General features: G+C 73.1%; 18 protein-coding genes. 8 read left to right on the plus strand and 10 right to left on the minus strand.

From position 1 onward, the window contains the following. Positions 1-107: 107 nt before the first annotated feature. The 5 genes from ACZ60B_RS25140 to ACZ60B_RS25160 form a co-directional block, all read right to left on the minus strand. The gene (locus ACZ60B_RS25140; protein ID WP_469390581.1) at positions 108-1,142 is read right to left on the minus strand and encodes a glycoside hydrolase family 6 protein; all 1,035 of its coding nucleotides are present in this window, start codon (positions 1,140-1,142) and stop codon (positions 108-110) included. A 382-nt stretch (positions 1,143-1,524) separates the two neighbouring features. Next, complete coding sequence (locus ACZ60B_RS25145; protein ID WP_469390583.1) at positions 1,525-1,833, minus strand: hypothetical protein; 309 nt, start codon at positions 1,831-1,833, stop codon at positions 1,525-1,527. 125 nt (positions 1,834-1,958) lie between these two features. Further along, entirely contained in the window at positions 1,959-2,738 is a 780-nt protein-coding gene (locus ACZ60B_RS25150) for an HAD-IIA family hydrolase (RefSeq protein WP_469390585.1), read from the minus strand. Positions 2,739-2,822: 84 nt separating this feature from the next. Further along, complete coding sequence (locus ACZ60B_RS25155; protein WP_469390587.1) at positions 2,823-4,064, minus strand: hypothetical protein; 1,242 nt, start codon at positions 4,062-4,064, stop codon at positions 2,823-2,825. Positions 4,065-4,268: 204 nt separating this feature from the next. After that, a complete protein-coding gene (locus ACZ60B_RS25160; protein ID WP_469390589.1) occupies positions 4,269-5,486 on the minus strand; it encodes an ROK family protein in 1,218 nt (405 codons plus the stop codon). A gap of 56 nt (positions 5,487-5,542) precedes the next feature. On the opposite strand from ACZ60B_RS25160, the gene ACZ60B_RS25165 reads away from it, so the two are divergent. The 3 genes from ACZ60B_RS25165 to ACZ60B_RS25175 all read left to right on the plus strand — a co-directional run bounded on the left by ACZ60B_RS25165 (position 5,543) and on the right by ACZ60B_RS25175 (position 8,093). Next, the gene (locus ACZ60B_RS25165; RefSeq protein ID WP_469390591.1) at positions 5,543-6,610 is read left to right on the plus strand and encodes a Gfo/Idh/MocA family oxidoreductase; all 1,068 of its coding nucleotides are present in this window, start codon (positions 5,543-5,545) and stop codon (positions 6,608-6,610) included. Continuing rightward, complete coding sequence (locus ACZ60B_RS25170) at positions 6,610-7,110, plus strand: heme-degrading domain-containing protein (RefSeq protein ID WP_469390593.1); 501 nt, start codon at positions 6,610-6,612, stop codon at positions 7,108-7,110. Before ACZ60B_RS25165 ends, ACZ60B_RS25170 begins: the two co-directional genes overlap by 1 nt. 98 nt (positions 7,111-7,208) lie before the next feature. Next, positions 7,209-8,093: an LLM class F420-dependent oxidoreductase gene (locus tag ACZ60B_RS25175; RefSeq protein WP_469390595.1), complete on the plus strand. Its 885-nt coding sequence runs from the start codon at positions 7,209-7,211 to the stop codon at positions 8,091-8,093. Positions 8,094-8,132: 39 nt separating this feature from the next. Here the strand turns inward: ACZ60B_RS25175 and ACZ60B_RS25180 are convergent, their stop codons facing one another. The 4 genes from ACZ60B_RS25180 to ACZ60B_RS25195 all read right to left on the minus strand — a co-directional run bounded on the left by ACZ60B_RS25180 (position 8,133) and on the right by ACZ60B_RS25195 (position 10,968). Then, on the minus strand, positions 8,133-8,993 hold the full coding sequence (locus ACZ60B_RS25180) for a fumarylacetoacetate hydrolase family protein (RefSeq protein WP_469390597.1): 861 nt from the start codon (positions 8,991-8,993) through the stop codon (positions 8,133-8,135). 163 nt (positions 8,994-9,156) lie between these two features. Next, positions 9,157-9,876: a YidC/Oxa1 family membrane protein insertase gene (locus ACZ60B_RS25185; protein WP_469390599.1), complete on the minus strand. Its 720-nt coding sequence runs from the start codon at positions 9,874-9,876 to the stop codon at positions 9,157-9,159. A gap of 142 nt (positions 9,877-10,018) precedes the next feature. Next, complete coding sequence (locus ACZ60B_RS25190) at positions 10,019-10,330, minus strand: DUF6412 domain-containing protein (RefSeq protein WP_469390604.1); 312 nt, start codon at positions 10,328-10,330, stop codon at positions 10,019-10,021. A gap of 95 nt (positions 10,331-10,425) precedes the next feature. After that, positions 10,426-10,968: a winged helix-turn-helix transcriptional regulator gene (locus ACZ60B_RS25195; RefSeq protein WP_469390606.1), complete on the minus strand. Its 543-nt coding sequence runs from the start codon at positions 10,966-10,968 to the stop codon at positions 10,426-10,428. A gap of 123 nt (positions 10,969-11,091) precedes the next feature. On the opposite strand from ACZ60B_RS25195, the gene ACZ60B_RS25200 reads away from it, so the two are divergent. Next, a complete protein-coding gene (locus tag ACZ60B_RS25200) occupies positions 11,092-12,498 on the plus strand; it encodes an MFS transporter (RefSeq protein WP_469390608.1) in 1,407 nt (468 codons plus the stop codon). Here ACZ60B_RS25200 and ACZ60B_RS25205 read toward each other — a convergent pair. Further along, positions 12,476-13,249: a class E sortase gene (locus ACZ60B_RS25205; RefSeq protein ID WP_469390610.1), complete on the minus strand. Its 774-nt coding sequence runs from the start codon at positions 13,247-13,249 to the stop codon at positions 12,476-12,478. The two genes, ACZ60B_RS25200 and ACZ60B_RS25205, sit on opposite strands and share 23 nt — an antisense overlap. A 404-nt stretch (positions 13,250-13,653) precedes the next feature. On the opposite strand from ACZ60B_RS25205, the gene ACZ60B_RS25210 reads away from it, so the two are divergent. The 4 genes from ACZ60B_RS25210 to ACZ60B_RS25225 all read left to right on the plus strand — a co-directional run bounded on the left by ACZ60B_RS25210 (position 13,654) and on the right by ACZ60B_RS25225 (position 19,418). After that, positions 13,654-14,904 (plus strand): cytochrome P450, encoded by a 1,251-nt coding sequence (locus ACZ60B_RS25210; RefSeq protein ID WP_469390612.1) that lies wholly within the window; start codon positions 13,654-13,656, stop codon positions 14,902-14,904. 167 nt (positions 14,905-15,071) lie between these two features. After that, positions 15,072-16,547, plus strand: a complete 1,476-nt coding sequence (locus tag ACZ60B_RS25215; RefSeq protein WP_469390615.1) for a glycoside hydrolase — start codon at positions 15,072-15,074, stop codon at positions 16,545-16,547. A gap of 87 nt (positions 16,548-16,634) precedes the next feature. After that, positions 16,635-17,654, plus strand: coding sequence for a hypothetical protein (locus ACZ60B_RS25220; RefSeq protein ID WP_469390617.1), 1,020 nt, complete (start codon positions 16,635-16,637; stop codon positions 17,652-17,654). A gap of 183 nt (positions 17,655-17,837) precedes the next feature. Further along, entirely contained in the window at positions 17,838-19,418 is a 1,581-nt protein-coding gene (locus ACZ60B_RS25225; protein WP_469390619.1) for an ATP-binding protein, read from the plus strand. Positions 19,419-19,468: the final 50 nt, after the last annotated feature.

Consider the following 19,468-nt stretch of genomic DNA (forward strand, 5'->3'; position numbering starts at 1 on the left):
CGCCCCCTCCGCGGCCGGGGGCCCCCGCCCCCCCCGGGCCGGGGGGGGGGGGGGGCCGCCGGCCGCAGCGCGGGGAACCCGCCCGCCGGGTGAGCGTGCCGCCGGTCTCAGTGCGTGGCCCGCGCCAGGTCCAGCGCGTACTGCGGCCACCACTGGCCCGCCTTGGGGCCGCCCTTGCACTCGCCGTCCGACTCCCCCGGTCGTTTGACCCACAGGTAGGCGTCGGCCAGCTCGTCCGCCGTCCTGGTCGTCGGCGGCGTGCCCAGCGCCCGGCCCGGCGGGTTGCACCAGCGCTCGTCCGGATCGCCTTGTGAGTAGGGCCCGTTGCCGTTGCGACTGGTGTCGACGACGAAGTGCTTGCCGTCGACCTTCGCCGAGAGCCGCCTGCCGTAGGCGAGGGAGTCCTTCGTGGAGTAGAAGTTGGAGACGTTCACCGCGAAGCCGTCGGCCTTCGCGACGCCCGCCCGCCTCAGCGCGTCCGCCACCTGGTCGGGGTGGCCCCAGCCCGCGTTGCCCGCGTCGAGGTAGACCTTCGTGTTCTTCAGGGACTTGAGCTTGTCGACGGCACCGCGCAGGAGGTCGTAGCGCTCCGCGTGGAAGTCCTCCGGGGTGCAGCCGTCGACCAGGTGCAGCAGGGCGTCCGGTTCCAGGACCACCGTGCTGGGACGGTCCCCGATGCCCCGGGCCACGCCGTCGATCCAGGCCCGGTAGGCGTCGCCGTCGCCGGCGCCGCCCTGCGAGTACTGGCCGCAGTCGCGGTGCGGGATGTCGTAGAGGACCAGTAACGCGGTGCGGCCCACCCGGTCGGCGGCCTCCGTGAAGCCCCGGGCCTCCTGCTCCGGGTTCTCCGGGCCGATCCACTCACCGGTCGGCTGCTCGGCGATCTTGCGGATCTGCCCGGCCTCGTCCTTGCGGCCGGCCTTGGCGTAGGACGCGAGCTGCCGTGCCGCGTTGCCGTCCGGGTTCACCCAGAACGGGTCGGTGCGCTCGGGCTGTTGAGTGATCCCGGCGCTCGCCGCGCCGCCCGGCTCGCCGTCGTCCCCGCCGCCCGAGGAGCATCCCGTGACAGCGAGCGCCGCCCCCAGCGCCACCACGGAGATCCCACCCCGGACCGAAGACCGCGCCCCCCTCGTGCGATACATCCAACTCCCCCTAGAGCGCACTGTTCTGCCCAGTTTTTCCCGGTGCCAATCCTGGCATACCTCCCCGTACGCCCACGGGATCGCCCGGACTTGTCAGCGAGCTGTTACGGCCTCGACGCGGCACGCTCCGGGCCATCCACGGCAGTTGACGGAGAGCCACGGCGGGGGAACCCGGTGTCAGACGCCCTCTAGGCCCGCGGACCCATCCGTTCTACAGTCTTCTCGGACGGCCCCGGCCCCGGCCGGCCCTGCACTCACCGTGGCCTTTGCGACCTCCCGCGTCGCTCGCCGGGTTACTCCCGCGACCCGTGCGCACGCGGTCGAGGACCGGCCCGGCCGGCGTCCCCAAGGGGGAGCGGGCCGCCGGCCGGGCCGGTGACCTTCAGTCCGTCCCGCGGCCGCGGCGCGTGCCGCGGAGCATCACCGCGGTGGCGGCGACGCCTGCCAGGACCAGGCCGGTGACCGGGCGGGAGGCGCCCGGCCCGTCGGCGTAGATGTCCACCGAGACGAAGGGGGCGCCGCCGTCGCCGTCCACGGCACCGGGGGCGACCGCGGGGGCGTGCGCGGCCGTCGCCGCGGGGGCGACGGGGGCGGTTGAGGGCGCGTGTGCGACCGCCGCGCGGGCCGCCGGTGCCAGTACCGCTACGACGGCCGCGACACCGGCACAGAGAGCGACGTTCCTTGAACCCATCGTGAAACCTCCTGGTACCTGGAGGCTCCTCCGGAGAGCCCGACCGCGCATCCACAGCCGGGGCCGCGCTGCTCCGTACGGGTGGATCTCCCGGTGCCGGGCGTTTCGGATCCGTTCCGATCCGTTCAGATCCGTTCGACGAGATCCGCGATGGAGTCCACGATCTCCGACGGCCGGTACGGGAAGTCCTCGACCTGCTCGGGCCGGGTCAGTCCGGTGAGCACCAGGAACGTCCGCATCCCGGCCTCCATGCCGGCCAGCACGTCGGTGTCCATCCGGTCGCCGATCATCGCGCTGTTCTCGGAGTGGGCGCCGATCGCGTTGAGGCCGGTGCGCATCATCAGGGGGTTGGGCTTGCCGGCGAAGTACGGCTTGCGGCCGGTCGCCTGGGTGATCAGCGCGGCCACGGCGCCGGTGGCGGGCAGCGGGCCCTCGGCGGACGGGCCGGTCTCGTCCGGGTTGGTGCAGATGAAGCGGGCACCGCCGAGGATCAGCCGCACCGCCTTCGTCATCGCCTCGAACGAATACGTCCGGGTCTCGCCGAGCACGACGTAGTCCGGCTCGTGGTCGGTGAGGATGTAGCCGATGTCGTGCAGCGCGGTCGTGAGGCCGGCCTCGCCGATGACGTACGCCGTGCCGCCCGGCCGCTGGTCGTCCAGGAACTGGGCGGTGGCCAGCGCCGAGGTCCAGATGGACTCGACCGGTACCTCGAGGCCCATGCGCCGCAGCCGTGCGTGCAGGTCTCGCGGGGTGTAGATCGAGTTGTTGGTGAGCACGAGGAACGGCTTGCCGGACTCACGGAGTTTCTTGATGAAGGCGTCGGCGCCGGGAATCGGGACGCCCTCGTGGATCAGCACACCGTCCATGTCGGTGAGCCACGACTCGATGGGCCTGCGGTCTGCCATGTGCGAGGTCTCCTGCCGTACGCGGTACGTGAGCCCCAGCCTAGACACAGGCCCGATCTTGTGGAACGGCCGTCCGCTCCCCGGTCAGCGCCGCCTGCGCACCAGTACCAGCACCAGCACACCGCCGGCGAGCAGCAGGGCGAGGGACGCGGCGAGCACGGCGGCCGGGGCACCGAGACCGGTACCGGCGAGTTCCTCGACGAAGGGGAGGTCGTCGGCGGAGGCGGAAGCGGCCGGGTCGTCGGGGTCGGTGGAGTCCTCGGAGGCGGCAACGGACGCCGAGGAGGTGCCCGAGGCGCTGGGCCGCGGGGCGGCGCTGGGGGCGGGGGAACCGGCGGGGGTGCGTGGCGCGGCGTCCGGATCGTTGCCGGTGCCGGGACCGGGACTCGGGCGGGGGGACGGCGCGGCGGGCGGGCGCACGGTGCCGGTGGCGGCGGGGGCGTCGGTGCGCGCGTGGCCGCCCGCCTCGATGTCCGGGTTCGGGTTCGGGTTTGGTTTCGGGTTCGGGTTCGGGTTCGGTTTCGGGTTCGCGTCGGAATGCGCGCCTGTACCCGTGGTCGAGTTCGTGTCGGCGTCGGCGTCGGCGTCGGAATGGGCGCTGGAGCCGGCGCCCGTCGCGACGCGGAAGCGGTAGGCGTTGGACTCGCCGACCCAGTCGCCGTCGTCCTTGTGGCGCTGGACCACGGCCGCGTTGACGGTGATGTCCTCGGCCGCCGTGTCGGAGGTGAGGGCGAGCCGGACCTTCACCGTGAGGGTCTTGCGCGGGGCCACCGTGAAGCCCGCGAAGTCGTCCTTGCCGTCGTCCTCCGCGTCGAACGCCCCGACCAGTTCGTCCTCGTCGGTCGTCTCGAAGTGGACGGCACGCGGGCGCGGGCCGTCGTAGAACTCCAGGAGCGGCTGGGTCGGCTTCAGGGCGTGCTGCCCGTCGACCAGCACGACGACCGGGTGGATTCCCTCGCAGGGGCGGGTGGTGGTGTTGGTGAGGTCCAGGTACCAGGTGCCGTAGCCGCCGCCGGGCTCGTAGGAGCCGGGGCCGCCGCGGATCCGGGTGGTGAGGGGGAAGGCGCGGCCGTCGGAGGTGGCACACGTCGGATCGGGGGCGGCGAGAACCGCCGAGGCGTTCGCCATGGAAGCGGTCGCCGCCGAGGCGGTCGCGACGGGACCCGTCGCCACGGAAGCCGTCGCCACGGAAGCCGTCGCCGCCGAGGCGGTCATGGCAGCGGCGGTCGCCGCGGGGACGGTCGCCGCAGAAGCGGTCGCCGCGGACACGGGCAGCAGGGCGGCGGCTGCCGCCAGGCACAGGGAGGCGGGCGTGCACGGTCGCATGGTCAAGTGACCCTGCCCGACAAGGACGGCCGCGCCCTGACGCCGTGCCGGGCCGAAGGCCGACAGAACTCGAACGAGTGTGCAATTCCGGCTGATCGGCGCACCCCCGGTTGCCGCCCCGGAAACCGCGGCCCCGCACCCCGCAGCATCCCGCTCCCGGAGTCCCGTGCCCGGGAGCCGCACCCTCCCCCGCGGCTCCCCGCCTCAGGTGTCGTCCCGCCCGAACAGCGGCCCGAGCAGCAACTGCGCCGCCCCCTCCGCGACCGCGCGCGCCCCGCCCGGCGCCACCCGTACCGGCACCGCGTTCTCGACCGCGCCCCCGCGCCGGGCCCGCGCGTCGAGCACCTGCGCCACGCCCCGCACGAACCGCTCCGGCGCCGCGGCGACCGTACGTCCACCGAGCAGCACCTGGTCGATGTCGAGCAGTCCCACCAGGTTCGCCGCGCCCGCGCCCAGCACCCGGGCCGCCTCCTCGATGTCGCCGCGCGCCACGGCGTCCAGGCACAGGGCCTCGATGCAGCCGCGGTCGCCGCAGCCGCACGGCGGCCCGTCGAGCTGGATGACCTGGTGCCCGAACTCCCCCGCCCCGGTGCGCGCGCCCCGGTGGACGCCGCCTCCCACCACCAGGCCGGCGCCGAGTCCGGTGCCGAGGTGCAGATAGGCGAAGGAGCCGCCCTCGCCGCCGACGGCCAGCCCGAGCGCCGCCGCGTTGGTGTCCTTGTCGACGACCACCGGCACCCCGCCGAGCCGTCCGGCGAGCGCGTCCCGCAGCGGGAATCCGTCCCACTCGGGGAAGCCGGTGACCCGGTGCAGTACGCCGTGGGTGTGGTCGAGGGGACCCGGCAGGGCCACGCCGACCCCGAGGAGGGAGCCGGAGCGCCGGGCCGCGGCCAGGAGTTCCGCCTCCCGGGCCACCGCCGCGACCACGGCCTCGGCCCCCGCGCCCAGGTCCAGCGGACCGCCCCGCTCCGCCACCACGTTCCCGGCGAGGTCGACCAGGACGGCCCGCGACTCGTCCCGGTCCAGGTGCACGCCGACCGCGTACCCCGCCTCGGGCACCAGCCGCAGCACCGTGCGCGGTTTGCCGCCGGTCGAGGCGCGCCGCCCCGCCTCCGTCGCCAGCCCCTCGGCCCGCAGCCGGGCGATGATCTTGCTGACGGCCTGCGGGGTCAGCCCGGTCCGCTCGGCGAGTTCGAGCCTGCTTATGCCGTCCGCGCCCCCGGTGCCCGCCGTGCGCAGCAGGTCGAGGACCAGCGCGGTGTTGTGGCTGCGCAGCGCGAGCAGATTGGCGCCGGCGGTCGCGCCCGTACGGCCGCCGCCGTTCCCGCCGCCACCGCCGGTCCCGGTCCCAGCCCCGCTCCCGCCGACCGCACCGCCGCTGTCGGCGCTCCCGCCGACGCTGCCACCCCTGGTCCTGTTCACCCCGCCATTCTCCCCCGCGCTTGCACTTTGGCAACAGCGTTGCGAAAGTAGGAGGCATGACTGCTACCCCCCTCCGCGTGGGCCTGATCGGCTACGGCCTGGCCGGCTCCGTCTTCCACGCCCCGCTGATCGCCGCCACCGAGGGCCTGGTCCTCGACACGGTGGTCACCTCGAACCCCGAGCGCCAGGAACAGGCCCGCAAGGAGTTCCCGGACGTCCGCGTCGCCGTGAACGCCGAGGAACTGTTCGACCGCTCCGCCGAACTCGACCTGGTCGTCATCGCCTCGCCGAACAAGACGCACGTCCCGTTCGCCACGGCCGCGCTGAAGTCCGGTCTGCCGGTCGTGATCGACAAGCCGATCGCGGGCACCGCGGCCGAGGCCCGCGAGCTGGCGGCCCTCGCCGAGGAGCGCGGCCTGCTGCTGTCCGTGTTCCAGAACCGCCGCTGGGACAACGACTTCCTCACCCTGCGCAAGCTGATCGAGGGGGGCGAGCTGGGCGACGTCTGGCGCTTCGAGTCGCGCTTCGAGCGCTGGCGCCCGCAGCTCAAGGGCGGCTGGCGCGAGTCCGGCGACCCGGCGGAGATCGGCGGTCTGCTCTACGACCTCGGCAGCCACGTCGTCGACCAGGCGCTCGTCCTGTTCGGCCCCGTCACGCAGGTGTACGCCGAGTCGGACGTCCGGCGCGCGGGCGCGGCGGCGGACGACGACACCTTCATCGCCCTCACGCACGCGAGCGGTGTCCGCTCCCACCTCTACGTCTCCGCGACGACCGCCCAGCTCGGCCCACGCTTCCGGGTGCTGGGCTCGCGGGCGGGCTACGTCAAGCACGGCCTGGACCCCCAGGAGGCGGCGCTGCGCGACGGCGAGCGCCCCGGTGCCGGCTGGGGCACGGAGCCCGAGCCGCTGTGGGGCCGTCTCGGCTCCGGCGAGTCCCCGCTGTCCGGCGGCGGCGACGCCGTACCGACGCTGCCCGGCGACTACCCCGCCTACTACGCGGCGGTGGCGAAGGCCCTCACCGACGGCGGTCCGAACCCGGTGACCGCGCTGGAGGCGGCCGCGGCCCTCGACGTCCTGGAGGCGGCCCGCCGCTCGGCCCGCGACGGTGTGACGGTGAACCTGTGATGAGCGGTCGCGAGATCACCCCCCGGTTCGCCCCCGAGATCACCCCGAGCGTGGAGGACCTGGAGGTCCAGGAACGCCGGCTGGTCTTCCGTCAGTTCACCCACGACGACGCCTGGGCCCTCGGCTCCCTCCTGGTGGAGCTGGCCCGGGAGCGCCAGGCCCCGGTCGCCATCGACATCCACCGCGCGGGCCAGCAGCTCTTCCACGCCGCGCTGCCGGGCTCCACCCCCGACAACGACGCGTGGATCGCCCGCAAGCGCCGGGTCGTCGAGCGCTACGGCGCGGCGTCCTACCTCGTCGGCGCCCGGTTCCGGGCCAAGGGCACCACGTTCGAGGACTCCTCCCGCCTCGACCCCGACGCGTACGCGGCGCACGGCGGCTCCTTCCCGATCAACGTCGAGGGCGTCGGCGTGATCGGCTCGGTGACGGTCTCCGGACTGCCGCAGCTGGAGGACCACCGGTTCGTGGTGGCGACGCTGGAGCAGTTCCTGGGTCTGTGAGCCCGGTCCGTACGCGGGATTACCGCGCGGCTCCCTCCGGTTGGCACGGACGTGCACGACGATCACTGCACGACAGCCACCCGGAGGGAACGGACCCGATGACGGAGTCGACGAGCGGCCCCCGCACCATCAAGGAAGCGATCGGCAGGTACGGCGTCTGGAGCACGGGGCTGCGCTCGGAGGACCCGGCCCGGCGCGGCGAGATCGCCGAAGCGGCCGCGGAACTGGAGGAACTCGGTTACGGGGCTGCCTGGCTGGGCGGCAGCAGCGCTCCCCGGCACGCCTCGCCGCTCCTCGAAGCGACGTCCCGGCTGGTCGTGGGCACCAGCATCCAGAGCATCTGGCAGTACGAGGCCGACGAGAGCGCGGCCGCGTTCGCCGAGCTGGAGTCGTCCCACCCGGGCCGCTTCGTGCTCGGCCTGGGCGTGAGCCACGCGAAGCTCACGGACCAGTACCGCCGTCCGTACTCGGCGCTGGTCGCCTATCTGGACGCGCTGGACACGGCCGGAGTGGCCGCCGGGCACCGCGTGCTGGCCGCCCTCGGCCCGAGGACCCTGGAGCTGTCCCGGGACCGGGCGGCGGGCGCGGTCCCCTACCTCGTCACGCCCGAGCACACCGCGAGCGCCCGCGAACTCCTCGGCGACGGTCCGCTGCTGGCCCCGGAGTTCGCGGTCGTCCCGGAGGCCGACCCGGCCCGTGCCCGCGCCCTGGCCCGCGGGCACCTGGCGCTGTATCTCTCGCTGCCCAACTACACCGGCAACTTCCTGCGTCTCGGCTTCGCCGAGGACGACCTGGCCGACGGCGGCAGCGACCGCCTGGTCGACGCGCTGTACGCGTGGGGCGACGAGGAACGGATCCGGGACCGGGTCGAGGCCTTCCACCGGGCGGGCGCCGACCATGTGGCGATCCAGGTGGTGGACGCGGGCGACAGGGACGGCCTGCCGCGCGAGACCTGGCGCAGGCTCGCGGCCGTACTGATGTGACCGATGGGGGCCCGGCCGCCGCGCCCCGGCCGGCCGGGCCTACGCGTCCTTCAACTCCTGCCGCTGACGGCCGAGTCCCTCGATCTCCAGCTCCACCACGTCCCCGGCCCGCAGGAACGGCTTCGGCTCGGGCCGCCCCACGGCGACCCCGGCCGGAGTCCCGGTGTTGATGACGTCACCGGGATACAGGGTCATGAAGTGGCTTACGTACCGCACCACTTCGCCCACCGGGAAGATCTGCTCGGCGGTCGTCCCGTCCTGCATCGGCTCCCCGTTGACCCACAGCCGCAGCGAGAGGGTCTGCGGGTCCCCCACCTCGTCGGCGGTGACCAGCCACGGGCCCAGCGGGTTGAACGTCTCGCAGTTCTTCCCCTTGTCCCAGGTCCCGCCGCGCTCCATCTGGAACTCGCGCTCGGACACGTCGTGCGCCACCGCGTACCCCGCGACATGGGCGAGCCCCGCCTGCGCCGACTCCAGGTAGCGGGCGGTCCGTCCGATGACGACGGCCAGCTCCACCTCGTAGTCCGTCTTGGTGGAGCCCCGCGGTACGAGAACCGTGTCGTTCGGCCCCACGACGGTGTCCGGCGCCTTGAAGAAGACGACGGGCTCGGTGGGCGGCTCGACCCCCATCTCCCGCGAGTGGTCGTGGTAGTTCATCCCGATGCACACCACTTTGCCGATCCGCCCCAGTGGCGGCCCGACGCGCAGCCCGGCCGGGTCCAGTTCCGGCAGCCCGCCCTCGACGGCTTCGGCGGCGCGGATCCGGTCGAGTGCGGCGTCGTCGGCGAGCAGCGCCCCGTCGATGTCGGCCACGAGACCCGACAGGTCCCGCAGGACGCCTCCGGCGTCGAGCAGCGCGGGCCGCTCCGCGCCCGCCGTCCCCACTCGCAGCAGCTTCATGGTCACCGTCTCCTTCGCTCGCGGGCGCCCGGCCGACAGGTGCGGCCATCGAAGAACCGGTCGATCATCCAAGCTCCGCGTCCAGTCCGCAAGACCGTGTTCACGGACCGGACCGAACCGGACGGAACCGGACCGAACCGAATCGGTGAGGCTGGGCGGCCCGTCAGCGATACAGCGCCGCCCGCTCCACCGCACTCCAGGCCGCACTGGTCACCACGTACAGCGCGGCCGCCAGCGGCATGACGGCCACGGTGAAGAGGGTGAGGAAGGACATGTACGGCATGACCTTGCCGACCGCGCCGAGACCGGGCGGCTGCTCGCCCGCGCCACCCCCGTCGCCGACCCCGGCCGCGGCCGTGGCCGTCCGCTTCGCACGGCGGTAGCCGAAGGCGGCGACGGCGGCGACGACCACGAAGAGTCCGAGATACACGACTCCCGCCGCGCCGAACATCCCGCCGTCGGCCAGGGCGTCGGCCCAACGGCCGCCCAGGGGCGCGGCGAACAACCGGTGATCCAGCAGGCCGTTGGGGACACCGCCGATCGTCCGGTTCGAGAACAGGTGGTACAGCAGGAAGAACGCGGGCAGTTGGAGCAGGCTCGGCAGACAGCCCGAGAGCGGCGACACCTTTTCCTCGGCATGCAGTTCCAGCACCGCCCGCTGGAGCTTCTCGGGGTTCTTCGCGTGCCGCCTGCGCAGTTCGGCGATCCGCGGTTGCAGCGCGGCCCGGGCCCGCCCGCCGCGGGCCGCGGCCCGGGACAGGGGATGCACCAGGAGTCGTACGAGAGCGGTGAACAGGACGATCGCGGCGGCGGCCGCGGAGGCGTGGAAGAGCGGTTCGAGCAGGTCGGCGAGCTGCTCGACGAGGTGCGCGAAAACGGACATGGCTGAGCCCTCCGGGGGTCTCGTCGTGCCGGGAGCGGGTGGCTGTGCGACGGCATGACGATCCGGGTGCGGACACGCCGGAGGGTGCGGGGTCACCGCAGGAAGGAAGTGCGGTGCCCTGATCGCGCCCGGCCGACGTGCTTTACCCGGAGATCGCCGGGAGGGCGGGTCCGGGGGCCCGGGGCCTGCGCCGGCCGGGGGCGTCGGGGTCGCGCTGGGGCAGGAACGCCGTACGGCGGGCCCGGTCGCGGATGGCCGTACGCACCCGGGTGGGCGGCACGGCGGGTGCGCAGCGCGCGGCGAGGCGGGAGCAGAGGCAGAGGGCGGAAGCGGCCGCGGCGGTCGCGGCGAGCGCGACGGTGGCCGAGAGGCTGCCGGTGTCCAGCAGCGCGATCTGGAGCAGCAGGACCAGCAGCACGGCGAGCGGGCGCACGGCGGCCCGGCTGCGGATCATCGCCCCTTCTCCTCTCGCCCTCTCGTACTCATCCGTGTCCTGCCGGCCGTACGTGTGCCCTGCCGGTCGTACGCGCTCCGCCGGCAGGGGATCCGTCAGGCGGGTTCCGCGCCGGCGGGTTCCATGACGACGGGTTCCAGCAGTCGCCTGGGCTTCAGCAGGGCCCGGCTGACCGGGTTCGCCGGGTCCGGATCGAGGTCCGGTCCCGGCAACATGAGGACGTCCGGAACCGGCACGACGGTTGCGCAGGCGGGGCACTCTCCGTACGAGCCGAGTTCCGTGCCGCAGTCGGCGTGCCGGAACTCGCGCAGCACGGACCCGTCGATGTTCTCGCGCCCCCACCGGCCGAGTGAGCGCAGCACCGGCCACAGGGCCGTGCCGCGCTCGGTGACGACGTACTCGTCGCGCGGCGGCGACTCCTGGTAGCGGTGCTTCTCCAGGATCCCCTCGGCCAGCAGCGACTGGAGCCGGGAGGCGAGGACCGCGCGCGGGATGCCGAGGTGGACGAGGAAGTCGTTGTAGCGCCGTACGCCGTACAGGGCGTCGCGGATCACCAGCAGCGTCCAGCGCTCGCCGACGATCTCCAGCGCTCGGGCGATCGAGCACTCCTGCGATGCGTAGTCCTTGCCCAGTGCCATGACGTCCACTGTAGCCACTTTCCCCCTTGTTGGTTCAATGACCGAACCATGAGTGCTACGGTCGAGGACGTCGGTAAGTTCAATGACCGAACCCGCACGGACGCCGTCCACGGAAGGGCAGTCATGACCCGGCTCGACTCCACCGCCACGACCACCGGCACGGCCACCGGCTCGAGCACCGGCGCCGTGCCCGGGCAGCACCCGGACCCGCCCGCGCGCCCCCGGGCGACCCTGGCCCTGACCAGCGCCGCGACCGCCGTGGCGCTGATGACGTACACCGCGCCGATGGTCACGCTCCCCGACATGGCCGTCGATCTGCACACCCCGGTCTCCGCGCAGGCCTGGCTGCTCAACGGCACCCCGCTGGGCCTGGCCGCCCTGCTCCTGGTCGCCGGCAGCCTCGCCGACGACTACGGCCGCCGCCGGATCTTCGTGGCCGGCACGCTCGCGCTCGGTCTCACCACCGCGCTCGGCGCGCTCGCCGGCTCGACCTGGCTGTTCACCCTGGCCCGGGTCGCCCAGGGCGCGGCGAGCGCGGCCCTGCTCGCCAGCAGCCTGGGACTGCTCGTGCACGCCTTCCCGACCCCGCGCGGCCGACTGCACGCGACCGGCGTGTGGGGCGCGTTCGTCAGCGGCGGCATCGCCGTCGGCCCGCTGCTCACCGGGTCGCTGCCCGACTGGCGGCTGGGCTACGCCGTCCTCGGCGTCGCCGCCCTGGTCGTGGCCGGGCTCTCGGCGCGCGCCCTGTCCGAGTCGCGCGCCCCGCGCGGCGGCCGCCCCGACCTCCTCGGAGCGGTGACCTTCGGGCTGGCGCTGGTCGCCCTCGTCGCGGCGCTCACCCTGGGCCGGGACGGCTGGCTGCGCGCGCCGGTCGGCCTGCTGCTGGCCGCGTTCGTGCTGCTGACCGGTGCCTTCGCCCTGGTCGAACGCCGCTCCGCCACCCCGATGATCGACCTCGCGCTGCTGCGCAGGCCCCGCTTCCTCGCCTCCTCGGCGAGCGGGCTGTTCACCGGTCTCGCCGTCATCGGCCTGTTCAGCTTCCTGCCGACCCTGCTGCAACGCTCCCTCGGGCTCTCCGCGCTGGAGACGGCGTGGCTGTTCCTGCTCTGGTCCGGGCTGTCCTTCACGGTCGCGTTGCAGGCCCGGCGGCTCGCGGGCCGGATGGCTTCGCGCCACCAACTGGCCCTCGGTTTCGCGCTGCACGCGGTCGGCGTGCTGGCCATGCTCAGCGCGCTCGACGCGGGATCCTGGCCGCGGCTGCTGCCCGGCCTGCTGATCGCGGGTGTGGGCAGCGGCCTGCTCAACGCCGCCCTGCCGCTGCTCTCGGTCGAGTCCGTACCGGCCCAGCGGGCCGCGATGGGCTCCGGAGCGCAGCAGACCTTCCGCTACATCGGCTCCTGCGCGGGCGTGGCCCTGACGATCGCGATCGCCACCTCGGCCGGCAGTCTGGCGCACGGCGCGGACGTCGCGATGGTGGTGTCGGCGGCCCTCGCCGCGGTCGGCGCGGTCAGCGTGGCCGCATGGAAGTGAGCGTGCCCCACACCACCAGGCGGTAGCGGGAGGTGTACTCCGGGGTGCACGTCGTGAGGGTGAGGTAGTGGCCGGGGCCGCGGTAGCCGTAGCCGGGCCGCACCAGACTGCGGGGTACGGGGGCGATGACGCCGGAGTCGCGCGCCGAGGTCTGCGGGAGCGTCCGGTCGACGGTGTACGTGTAGACGGCGCCGGCGGTCTCCACCCGGACCTCGTCGCCCTTCCGCAGCCGGTCGAGGTGCCGGAACGGCTCGCCGTGGGTGTTGCGATGCCCGGCGACGGCGAAGTTGCCCGCCCGGCCCGGCTGTTGGGTACCGCGGTAGTGGCCGACGTAGCCCTTGTTCAGCACATCGCGCTTGCCGGTCCCCTCGGCGACGGGGACGCGCAGGTGGAGGCGGGGGATGTCGAGGACCGCGTAGGCCTGGGACCACCGGGGTGCCGTGGACTGCCGGCCGGCGGTGGCGCGGGTGCCGCTCGGCCCGCCGGACACGGCCGACTCGGGGGACGCGGTCCCGGGGGCTGTTCCGGAACCGGCGGTACCGCTGCCCGTGGACGGATCCGTCTCCGTGCCCCACTGCCGTTCCAGCGCCTGCACCTTGCGGTCGGCGCCCTGCCGGGCCTCGCGGTTGGTCCACCACAGCTGATGGACGACGAGGAGCAGCAGCACGAGCCCGGCGGTGACGAGGAGTTCACCCGTCCCCCACAGTGCGCGCCGCAGCCGTGCGCGGTGGCGCCGGGTGCGATGCTCCACGACCCGGGAGCGCGGCCGGACGCGGGGCCAGGGCCGCCCCCACGCCCACACCCGTAAGCGTGGCCGCGTACCCACACGTATACGTGGACTCGTACGCACATCTGGGCTCGTACGCACACGGGAACTCGTACGCATCCGCACGCCGTCACCTCCGCCCGCCGGGGCCGACCGCAGGACGGACGGCCGCAAGATAGACGGCCGCGGCCGAAGTCTCCAGGCCCGCGCACCGCCGACCGTCCGCCCAAGGCCCACGCACCCCTGCCCCTCGCCTCCCTGACCCCCTGCCCCCTGGCCCCCACGAACGGCCGCACCGACGCGCGCCCGGCCGCGGGCTCGGGCAGGCTGTCCATGGCGGAAGCCCCAGCCGGCTCCCGGAACCCCAGGACGCACGGGAGTGGTGTGCCATGCCCTTCGACCCCGACTCCGAGCCCTCCACCGCCTCGGGTGCCGCCGCACCGCCCCCGCCCGTGCGGTTCTGGCCCGTCGACGACCTGCCCGCGCTCGACCCCGACCCCTTCCTGGACGGGCTCCTGCGCGACGAGCCGGTCACCCGGATCAGGCTGCCGCACGGCGAGGGGCACGCCTGGCTGGTCACCCGCTACGAGGACGTCCGGTTCGTCGTCTCCGACCCGCGTTTCTCCCGCGCGGAGCTCGTCGGCCGCTCGGTGACCACCATGCGGCCCACGCCGGTGGCGTCCCAGACGGCCGGACTCCAGTACATCGACGCGCCCCGGCACACCGAGCTGCGCCGGGTCGTCGCCCGCGCGTTCACCGGCAGAAGCATGATGCGGCTGCGCCCGATGGCCGAGCGCACGGCCGCCGGGCTGCTCGACGCGATGGAGGCGGCGGGTCCCCCGGCCGACCTCATGCAGCAGTTGCACGGCCCGTTCCCGATCGCCGTGATCCGCGACTTCCTCGGGGTGGAGGAACGTGACTGGCAAAGCTGGGCGCAGACCGGCGAGGCCCTGCTGTCCGCGGGCGCGGACTCCGAGGAGCGCGCGGCGGCGGCCCGGGCGGCGACCCGCGCCCGTGTCGTCGACCTCCTCGCACGACGGCGCGAGGACCCGCGGGACGACCTGGCCGGCGTCCTCGCGCAGGCCGCCGCCACGGGTGAGATCACGGACGACGAGGCGGTGTCCCTCGCCATGGCCATCCAGGTCAGCGGGGGTCACGCCGTACGCAACAACAGCGGCTCCATGATGTACGCGCTGCTCACCCACCCCGAGCACCTCCAGCGGCTGCGCCGCGAGCCCGAGCTGCTCCCGAAGGCGGTCGACGAGCTCTTCCGCTACGTGCCCCACCGCAACGGCGTCGGCATCCCCCGGGTCGCCACCGAGGACGTGACGGTCGGCGGTCATCTGGTGCGCGCGGGCGAGGTGATCTACAACGCCTATGTCGCCGCCAACCGCGACCCCGACGTCTTCCCCGACCCCGACGCCCTCGACTTCGACCGCGACGGCGCCGGTCATGTCGCCTTCGGGCACGGCCCGCACCACTGTCTGGCCGCCATCATGGCCCGCATGGAGGCCGAGGTGATCATCAGCTCGGTGCTGGACCGCTTCCCCGGCATCCGGCTCGCCGTACCGGCCCGGGAGGTGGAGTTCCAGCTCCAGGGCCTCATCCGCGGACCACGGACGCTCCCGGTCACCTGGTGACCCCGGTCGCCCGTCCGCCCAAATCCCGGCTTTTTCCATAGGTTTGAGAAAGGGCTGTCAGAACGCTCGACATCCCACGCGTCACACCCGATGCTTCCTGTTGCCATGAACGGGACAGGCACCAACGCCGGTTCGACAACCGGTGGTTGAGGGAATCGGAGACGCGAATGATCCGACGCAGAACCCTGCTGGCCGCGGCGGGAGCCGGAGTCCTCGGCAGCACCCTGGCGACGGGCACCGCCCGCGCCGACGCCACGATCGCGGTGAACCCCTCGGTGGGTTACGGCACTTGGGAGGGCTGGGGCACCTCGCTCGCCTGGTGGGCCAATGTCTTCGGCGCCCGGGACGACTTCGCCGACGTCTTCTTCACCACCAAGTCGGTGACGTACAACGGCACGGCCCTGCCCGGCCTCGGCCTGAACATCGCCCGCTACAACCTGGGCGCGTGCAGCTGGAACAGCGTCGGCGGCGAGAGCATGACGGCCTCCGCCAACATCCCCGCCTTCAAGCAGATCGAGGGCTACTGGCAGGACTGGAACAACGAGGACCCGACCTCCACGGCCTGGAAGTGGACGGCGGACGCGACCCAGCGGGCGATGCTGGTGAAGGCCACCGCCCGGGGCGCGACGACCGAGCTGTTCGCGAACTCCCCGATGTGGTGGATGTGCCTGAACCACAACCCGTCGGGCGCGGCCGACGGCGGCAACAACCTCCAGTCCTGGAACTACCGCCAGCACGCCTCCCACCTGGCCGCGGTGGTGCTGTACGCGAAGTCGAACTGGGGGGTGAACTTCGCGACGGTCGACCCCTTCAACGAGCCCAGCTCCAGCTGGTGGACGGCGACCGGCACCCAGGAGGGCTGCCACATGGACGCCACCGTCCAGGCGGCCGTACTGCCCTATCTGCGCAGCGAGTTGGACAAGCGCGGCCTGACGGGCACCAGGATCTCGGCCTCGGACGAGACGAGTTACGACCTGGCCCGCACCACCTGGAACTCCTTCAGCTCGACGACGAAGGGGTACGTGAACCGGGTCAACGTCCACGGCTACCAGGGCTCGGGCGGCCGTCGCGACCTCCTCTACACGGACGTGGTGACGACGGCGGGCAAGGCCCTGTGGAACTCGGAGACCGGCGACAACGACGGCACCGGCCTGACCCTGGCGAGCAATCTGCTCTACGACTTCCGCTGGCTGCACCCGACCGCCTGGGTCTACTGGCAGGTCATGGACCCGTCCACGAACTGGGCGATGATCGCGTACGACGCGAACACCCTGGCGGCCGGCGCGGTGACGACCAAGTACTACGTGATGGCCCAGTTCAGCCGCCACATCCGCCCCGGAATGAAGATCATCGACACGGGTGTGAGCTACGCGGCCGCCGCCTACGACGCGAGCGCGAAACGCCTGGTGGTCGTCGCCGCGAACACCGGGACCTCGGCCCAGACCCTGACCTTCGACCTGTCCCGCTTCACCACCGTGACCGGCGGTTCGGGCGGCCTGGTCCCGCGCTGGAACACGCTCACCACCGGCGGCGGCGACCTCTACACCGCCCGTTCGGACACGTATCTGAGCGGGAAGACGGTGAGCGTGCCGTTCGCGGCGAAGTCGGTGCAGACGATCCAGGTGGACGGCGTGACCGTCTAGGCCCCGTCCGCCCGGCGCCTTCCGGGCCCGGCGCCCTGGCCAGCAGATATCTCACTTTCCGCCGGGCCCGGCAGTACGGTGTCAACCATGCGCCCCGACACGCCTGCCGAGAACGTCGACCACACCGCCGAAGCGGCACGCCTGGAGCGGACCGCCGGCCTGTATCCCGAGGACGCGGAAGCCCTGCTGCTGCAGGCCGCGGCCCATCTGGAACTGGCCGGCGACCGCCCCGCCGCGTCCACCCTCTACGACCGCCTGCTGAGCACGTCCGACCCGCTGGACAACCCCCACCTGGTCCGCGCCCTGAAGGCCTCGAACCTCTGGGAGTACGGCCACGAGGCGGAGGCGCGGGCGATCATCGACGGCATCCGCACGGCCGCCCCGCGCGACCCGGCCCCCTGGGTGATCGTGGCGGAGTCCCTGGAGTCCCACGACGAACTGGAGGCGGCGCAGGAGACGTTCACGGAGGGCGTACGGCTCCTCCTCACGGACACCTCGGAGCCCCCGTACGCCACCCACCCGCTGCTTTTCGGCCGCCACCGGGTACGCCGCATGCTGGGCGTGGCGCACGACGACTGGGACACCCTGGCGGACTCCCTGCACTCGTCCCCGATCCCCCTGGACGAACTCCACGACCCCAAGCGCGTCTGGTCGCTGGGCTCCGACAACCCCGAGGAGCTCGCGGCGGAGATCTCCCGCCTGCGCGCCGAACTCGGCACCTACCGCGAGGCCCTCTCCCGCCCCTTCCCGGTCGCGGTCCTGCACTGGCCGACCCAGGAACTGACGGAACTCCTCGCCGCCTACCCGCCCCTCGCCTCGGAGTACCCCTCCCACGAGGAGCACCTCGCGACGATAGAGGCCTCCCTGCGCGAGCTGTCCGCGTCCGGCACCCCGAACCTCGGCATCGTCACCGGCACGGTCCCGTCCTACGAGGCCTTCGCCGCCTCGGAAGCCACCACCCCGTCCGACTCCGCCCTCCTCCCCCAGTACGCCACCACCCTGGCAGCCCGAGGCCGAGCCATCGTCTGGCCACCGCAGCGCGGGGCGGTCTGCTGGTGCGGATCGGGGCGGGGGTACGAGGGGTGTCACGGGATCCAGGCGACCTGAGACCGGGTGGCGTCGCGCTTCCCGGCCCCCCCCCCAGAAGACGCGTCGACGGACACCGAGTGCATTTGTTCCGATCCCGTTACACCCCGCACAAGTCGCTCACGATAACTTCACACGTGAACAGCTGAAACTGGCACGCCCGCACGCACTCCGGGCATGTCCCGGCCCGCGAGGAAGACCTGCATGCCGCCCTACCAGCCGTCCTCGGACTGGCAGTTCGACGTACCCACCAGTGGAAGCAAGCGGCTCCCCCCGGCGGCCAGGTCCTTCGAATCGCTCGCGCACCAGGGCTACGGCTTCGAGGCGGCCATCGCCGACCTGATCGACAACTCGATCGACGCGAAGGCCCGCAACGTCGTCGTGAGCTTCCTGCGGGACACCGGTGAGCGCGGCGGCCGGGACCGTCTCGTCGGGCTGCTCGTCATCGACGACGGCGAAGGCATGGACGAGGCGGGTCTGGACACGGCGATGACCGTCGGCGGCCGCGAGCGCTACGCCGCCGACGCTCTCGGGCACTTCGGCGCCGGTCTGAAGGCCGCCTCGCTCTCGCACGCCGACGCGCTCACCGTGATCAGCCGGACCAAACGCAGCCCGTCGGTCGGCCGCCGCTGGCTCACCGCCCGCGCGCAGGCCGACTTCACGTGCGACATCGTCGACGCGACGTACTGCCAGAACCTGGTCGACCGCTACGACGGGATCATCGGCTGGCACGGCACGATCGTGCGCTGGGACCAGGTCCGCGCGTTCGAGACCATCGTCGCCGGCCAGACCGACCGCTATCTCAACGACGCGATCGAGCGGTTGGAGACCCACCTCGGTCTCTACCTCCACCGCTTCCTCGCCCGCGAGGGCTTCCACATAGACATCGTGGTCGAGGACGTCCACACCCGGGAGGAGCTGGACCACCGGGGCGTGGAGCCCATCGACCCGTTCGGCTATCGCGTCCCGGGCCGCGCGGGCTATCCCCGTACCTACCTCGCGCCCGTCGAAGGCGTCGGCGACGTCGCGCTCACCGCGCACATCTGGCCCGCCAAGTCACCGCTCGTCGCCTACCGGGGCATCGGCCCGCTCGCCGAACGCCAGGGCTTCTACCTCTACCGCAACGACCGGCTCGTCCAGGCGGGCGGCTGGAACGACACCCGCAGCCCGGAGGGCCACCTCGCCCTCGCCAGGATCGCCGTCGACCTGCCGCCCGAGCCCAACGACGTCTTCGCCCTGACCGTGAAGAAGGACGGCGTCCAGGTCACCCCGGCGTTCGCCCGAGGTCTGGAGCAGGCGGCCGTCCCCGCCACCGGCCACACCTTCACCGAGTACGTCCACGAGGCCGACGCGGTCTACCGGGAAGCGGCCAGACGGAACACCGAGGTCAAGCGCACGGCCGTCATCCCGCCCGGCAAGGGCATGGACCCGAAGCTGAGGCGGACGCTGCGGGACGAACTGCCTCAGCTGGAGGGCGACGACCCCATCACCTTCACCTGGGCCCGGCTCGACGTGCCGTCCGGCACCGATTCCGCCGAACTGCTCTTCACCGTCGACCACAAGGAGCGCGTGGTCGTCCTCAACAAGGACTACCGGCAGGCCTTCAACGGCGGCCGGCGCGGCGGCTCCAACGACGCCCCGGTCCTCAAGAGCCTTCTGTACCTGATGCTCAACGAGATCTTCCAGAAGGAGCGGGTCCGGGCCAACCAGACCGACAAGATCGCCCTGTGGAACAGCGTGCTCGTCACCGCGGCACGCGCCGAGCTCGACCGCGCCGCCGACTAGTCGCCTCCCGCCCCACGCCTCCCCGCACCTCCAGAAAGGCCGCCCCGCCG

Source organism: Streptomyces sp. NPDC104096 (assembly GCF_055584385.1).

Bases quoted from the DNA above. Each gene is read 5' to 3' on its own strand.
- ACZ60B_RS25140 (WP_469390581.1), bottom strand. From the start codon at position 1,142: ATGTATCGCACGAGGGGGGCGCGGTCTTCGGTCCGGGGTGGGATCTCC.
- ACZ60B_RS25145 (WP_469390583.1), bottom strand. From the start codon at position 1,833: ATGGGTTCAAGGAACGTCGCTCTCTGTGCCGGTGTCGCGGCCGTCGTA.
- ACZ60B_RS25150 (WP_469390585.1), bottom strand. From the start codon at position 2,738: ATGGCAGACCGCAGGCCCATCGAGTCGTGGCTCACCGACATGGACGGT.
- ACZ60B_RS25155 (WP_469390587.1), bottom strand. From the start codon at position 4,064: ATGCGACCGTGCACGCCCGCCTCCCTGTGCCTGGCGGCAGCCGCCGCC.
- ACZ60B_RS25165 (WP_469390591.1), top strand. From the start codon at position 5,543: ATGACTGCTACCCCCCTCCGCGTGGGCCTGATCGGCTACGGCCTGGCC.
- ACZ60B_RS25170 (WP_469390593.1), top strand. From the start codon at position 6,610: ATGAGCGGTCGCGAGATCACCCCCCGGTTCGCCCCCGAGATCACCCCG.
- ACZ60B_RS25175 (WP_469390595.1), top strand. From the start codon at position 7,209: ATGACGGAGTCGACGAGCGGCCCCCGCACCATCAAGGAAGCGATCGGC.
- ACZ60B_RS25180 (WP_469390597.1), bottom strand. From the start codon at position 8,993: ATGAAGCTGCTGCGAGTGGGGACGGCGGGCGCGGAGCGGCCCGCGCTG.
- ACZ60B_RS25185 (WP_469390599.1), bottom strand. From the start codon at position 9,876: ATGTCCGTTTTCGCGCACCTCGTCGAGCAGCTCGCCGACCTGCTCGAA.
- ACZ60B_RS25190 (WP_469390604.1), bottom strand. From the start codon at position 10,330: ATGATCCGCAGCCGGGCCGCCGTGCGCCCGCTCGCCGTGCTGCTGGTC.
- ACZ60B_RS25195 (WP_469390606.1), bottom strand. From the start codon at position 10,968: ATGGCACTGGGCAAGGACTACGCATCGCAGGAGTGCTCGATCGCCCGA.
- ACZ60B_RS25200 (WP_469390608.1), top strand. From the start codon at position 11,092: ATGACCCGGCTCGACTCCACCGCCACGACCACCGGCACGGCCACCGGC.
- ACZ60B_RS25210 (WP_469390612.1), top strand. From the start codon at position 13,654: ATGCCCTTCGACCCCGACTCCGAGCCCTCCACCGCCTCGGGTGCCGCC.
- ACZ60B_RS25215 (WP_469390615.1), top strand. From the start codon at position 15,072: ATGATCCGACGCAGAACCCTGCTGGCCGCGGCGGGAGCCGGAGTCCTC.
- ACZ60B_RS25220 (WP_469390617.1), top strand. From the start codon at position 16,635: ATGCGCCCCGACACGCCTGCCGAGAACGTCGACCACACCGCCGAAGCG.
- ACZ60B_RS25225 (WP_469390619.1), top strand. From the start codon at position 17,838: ATGCCGCCCTACCAGCCGTCCTCGGACTGGCAGTTCGACGTACCCACC.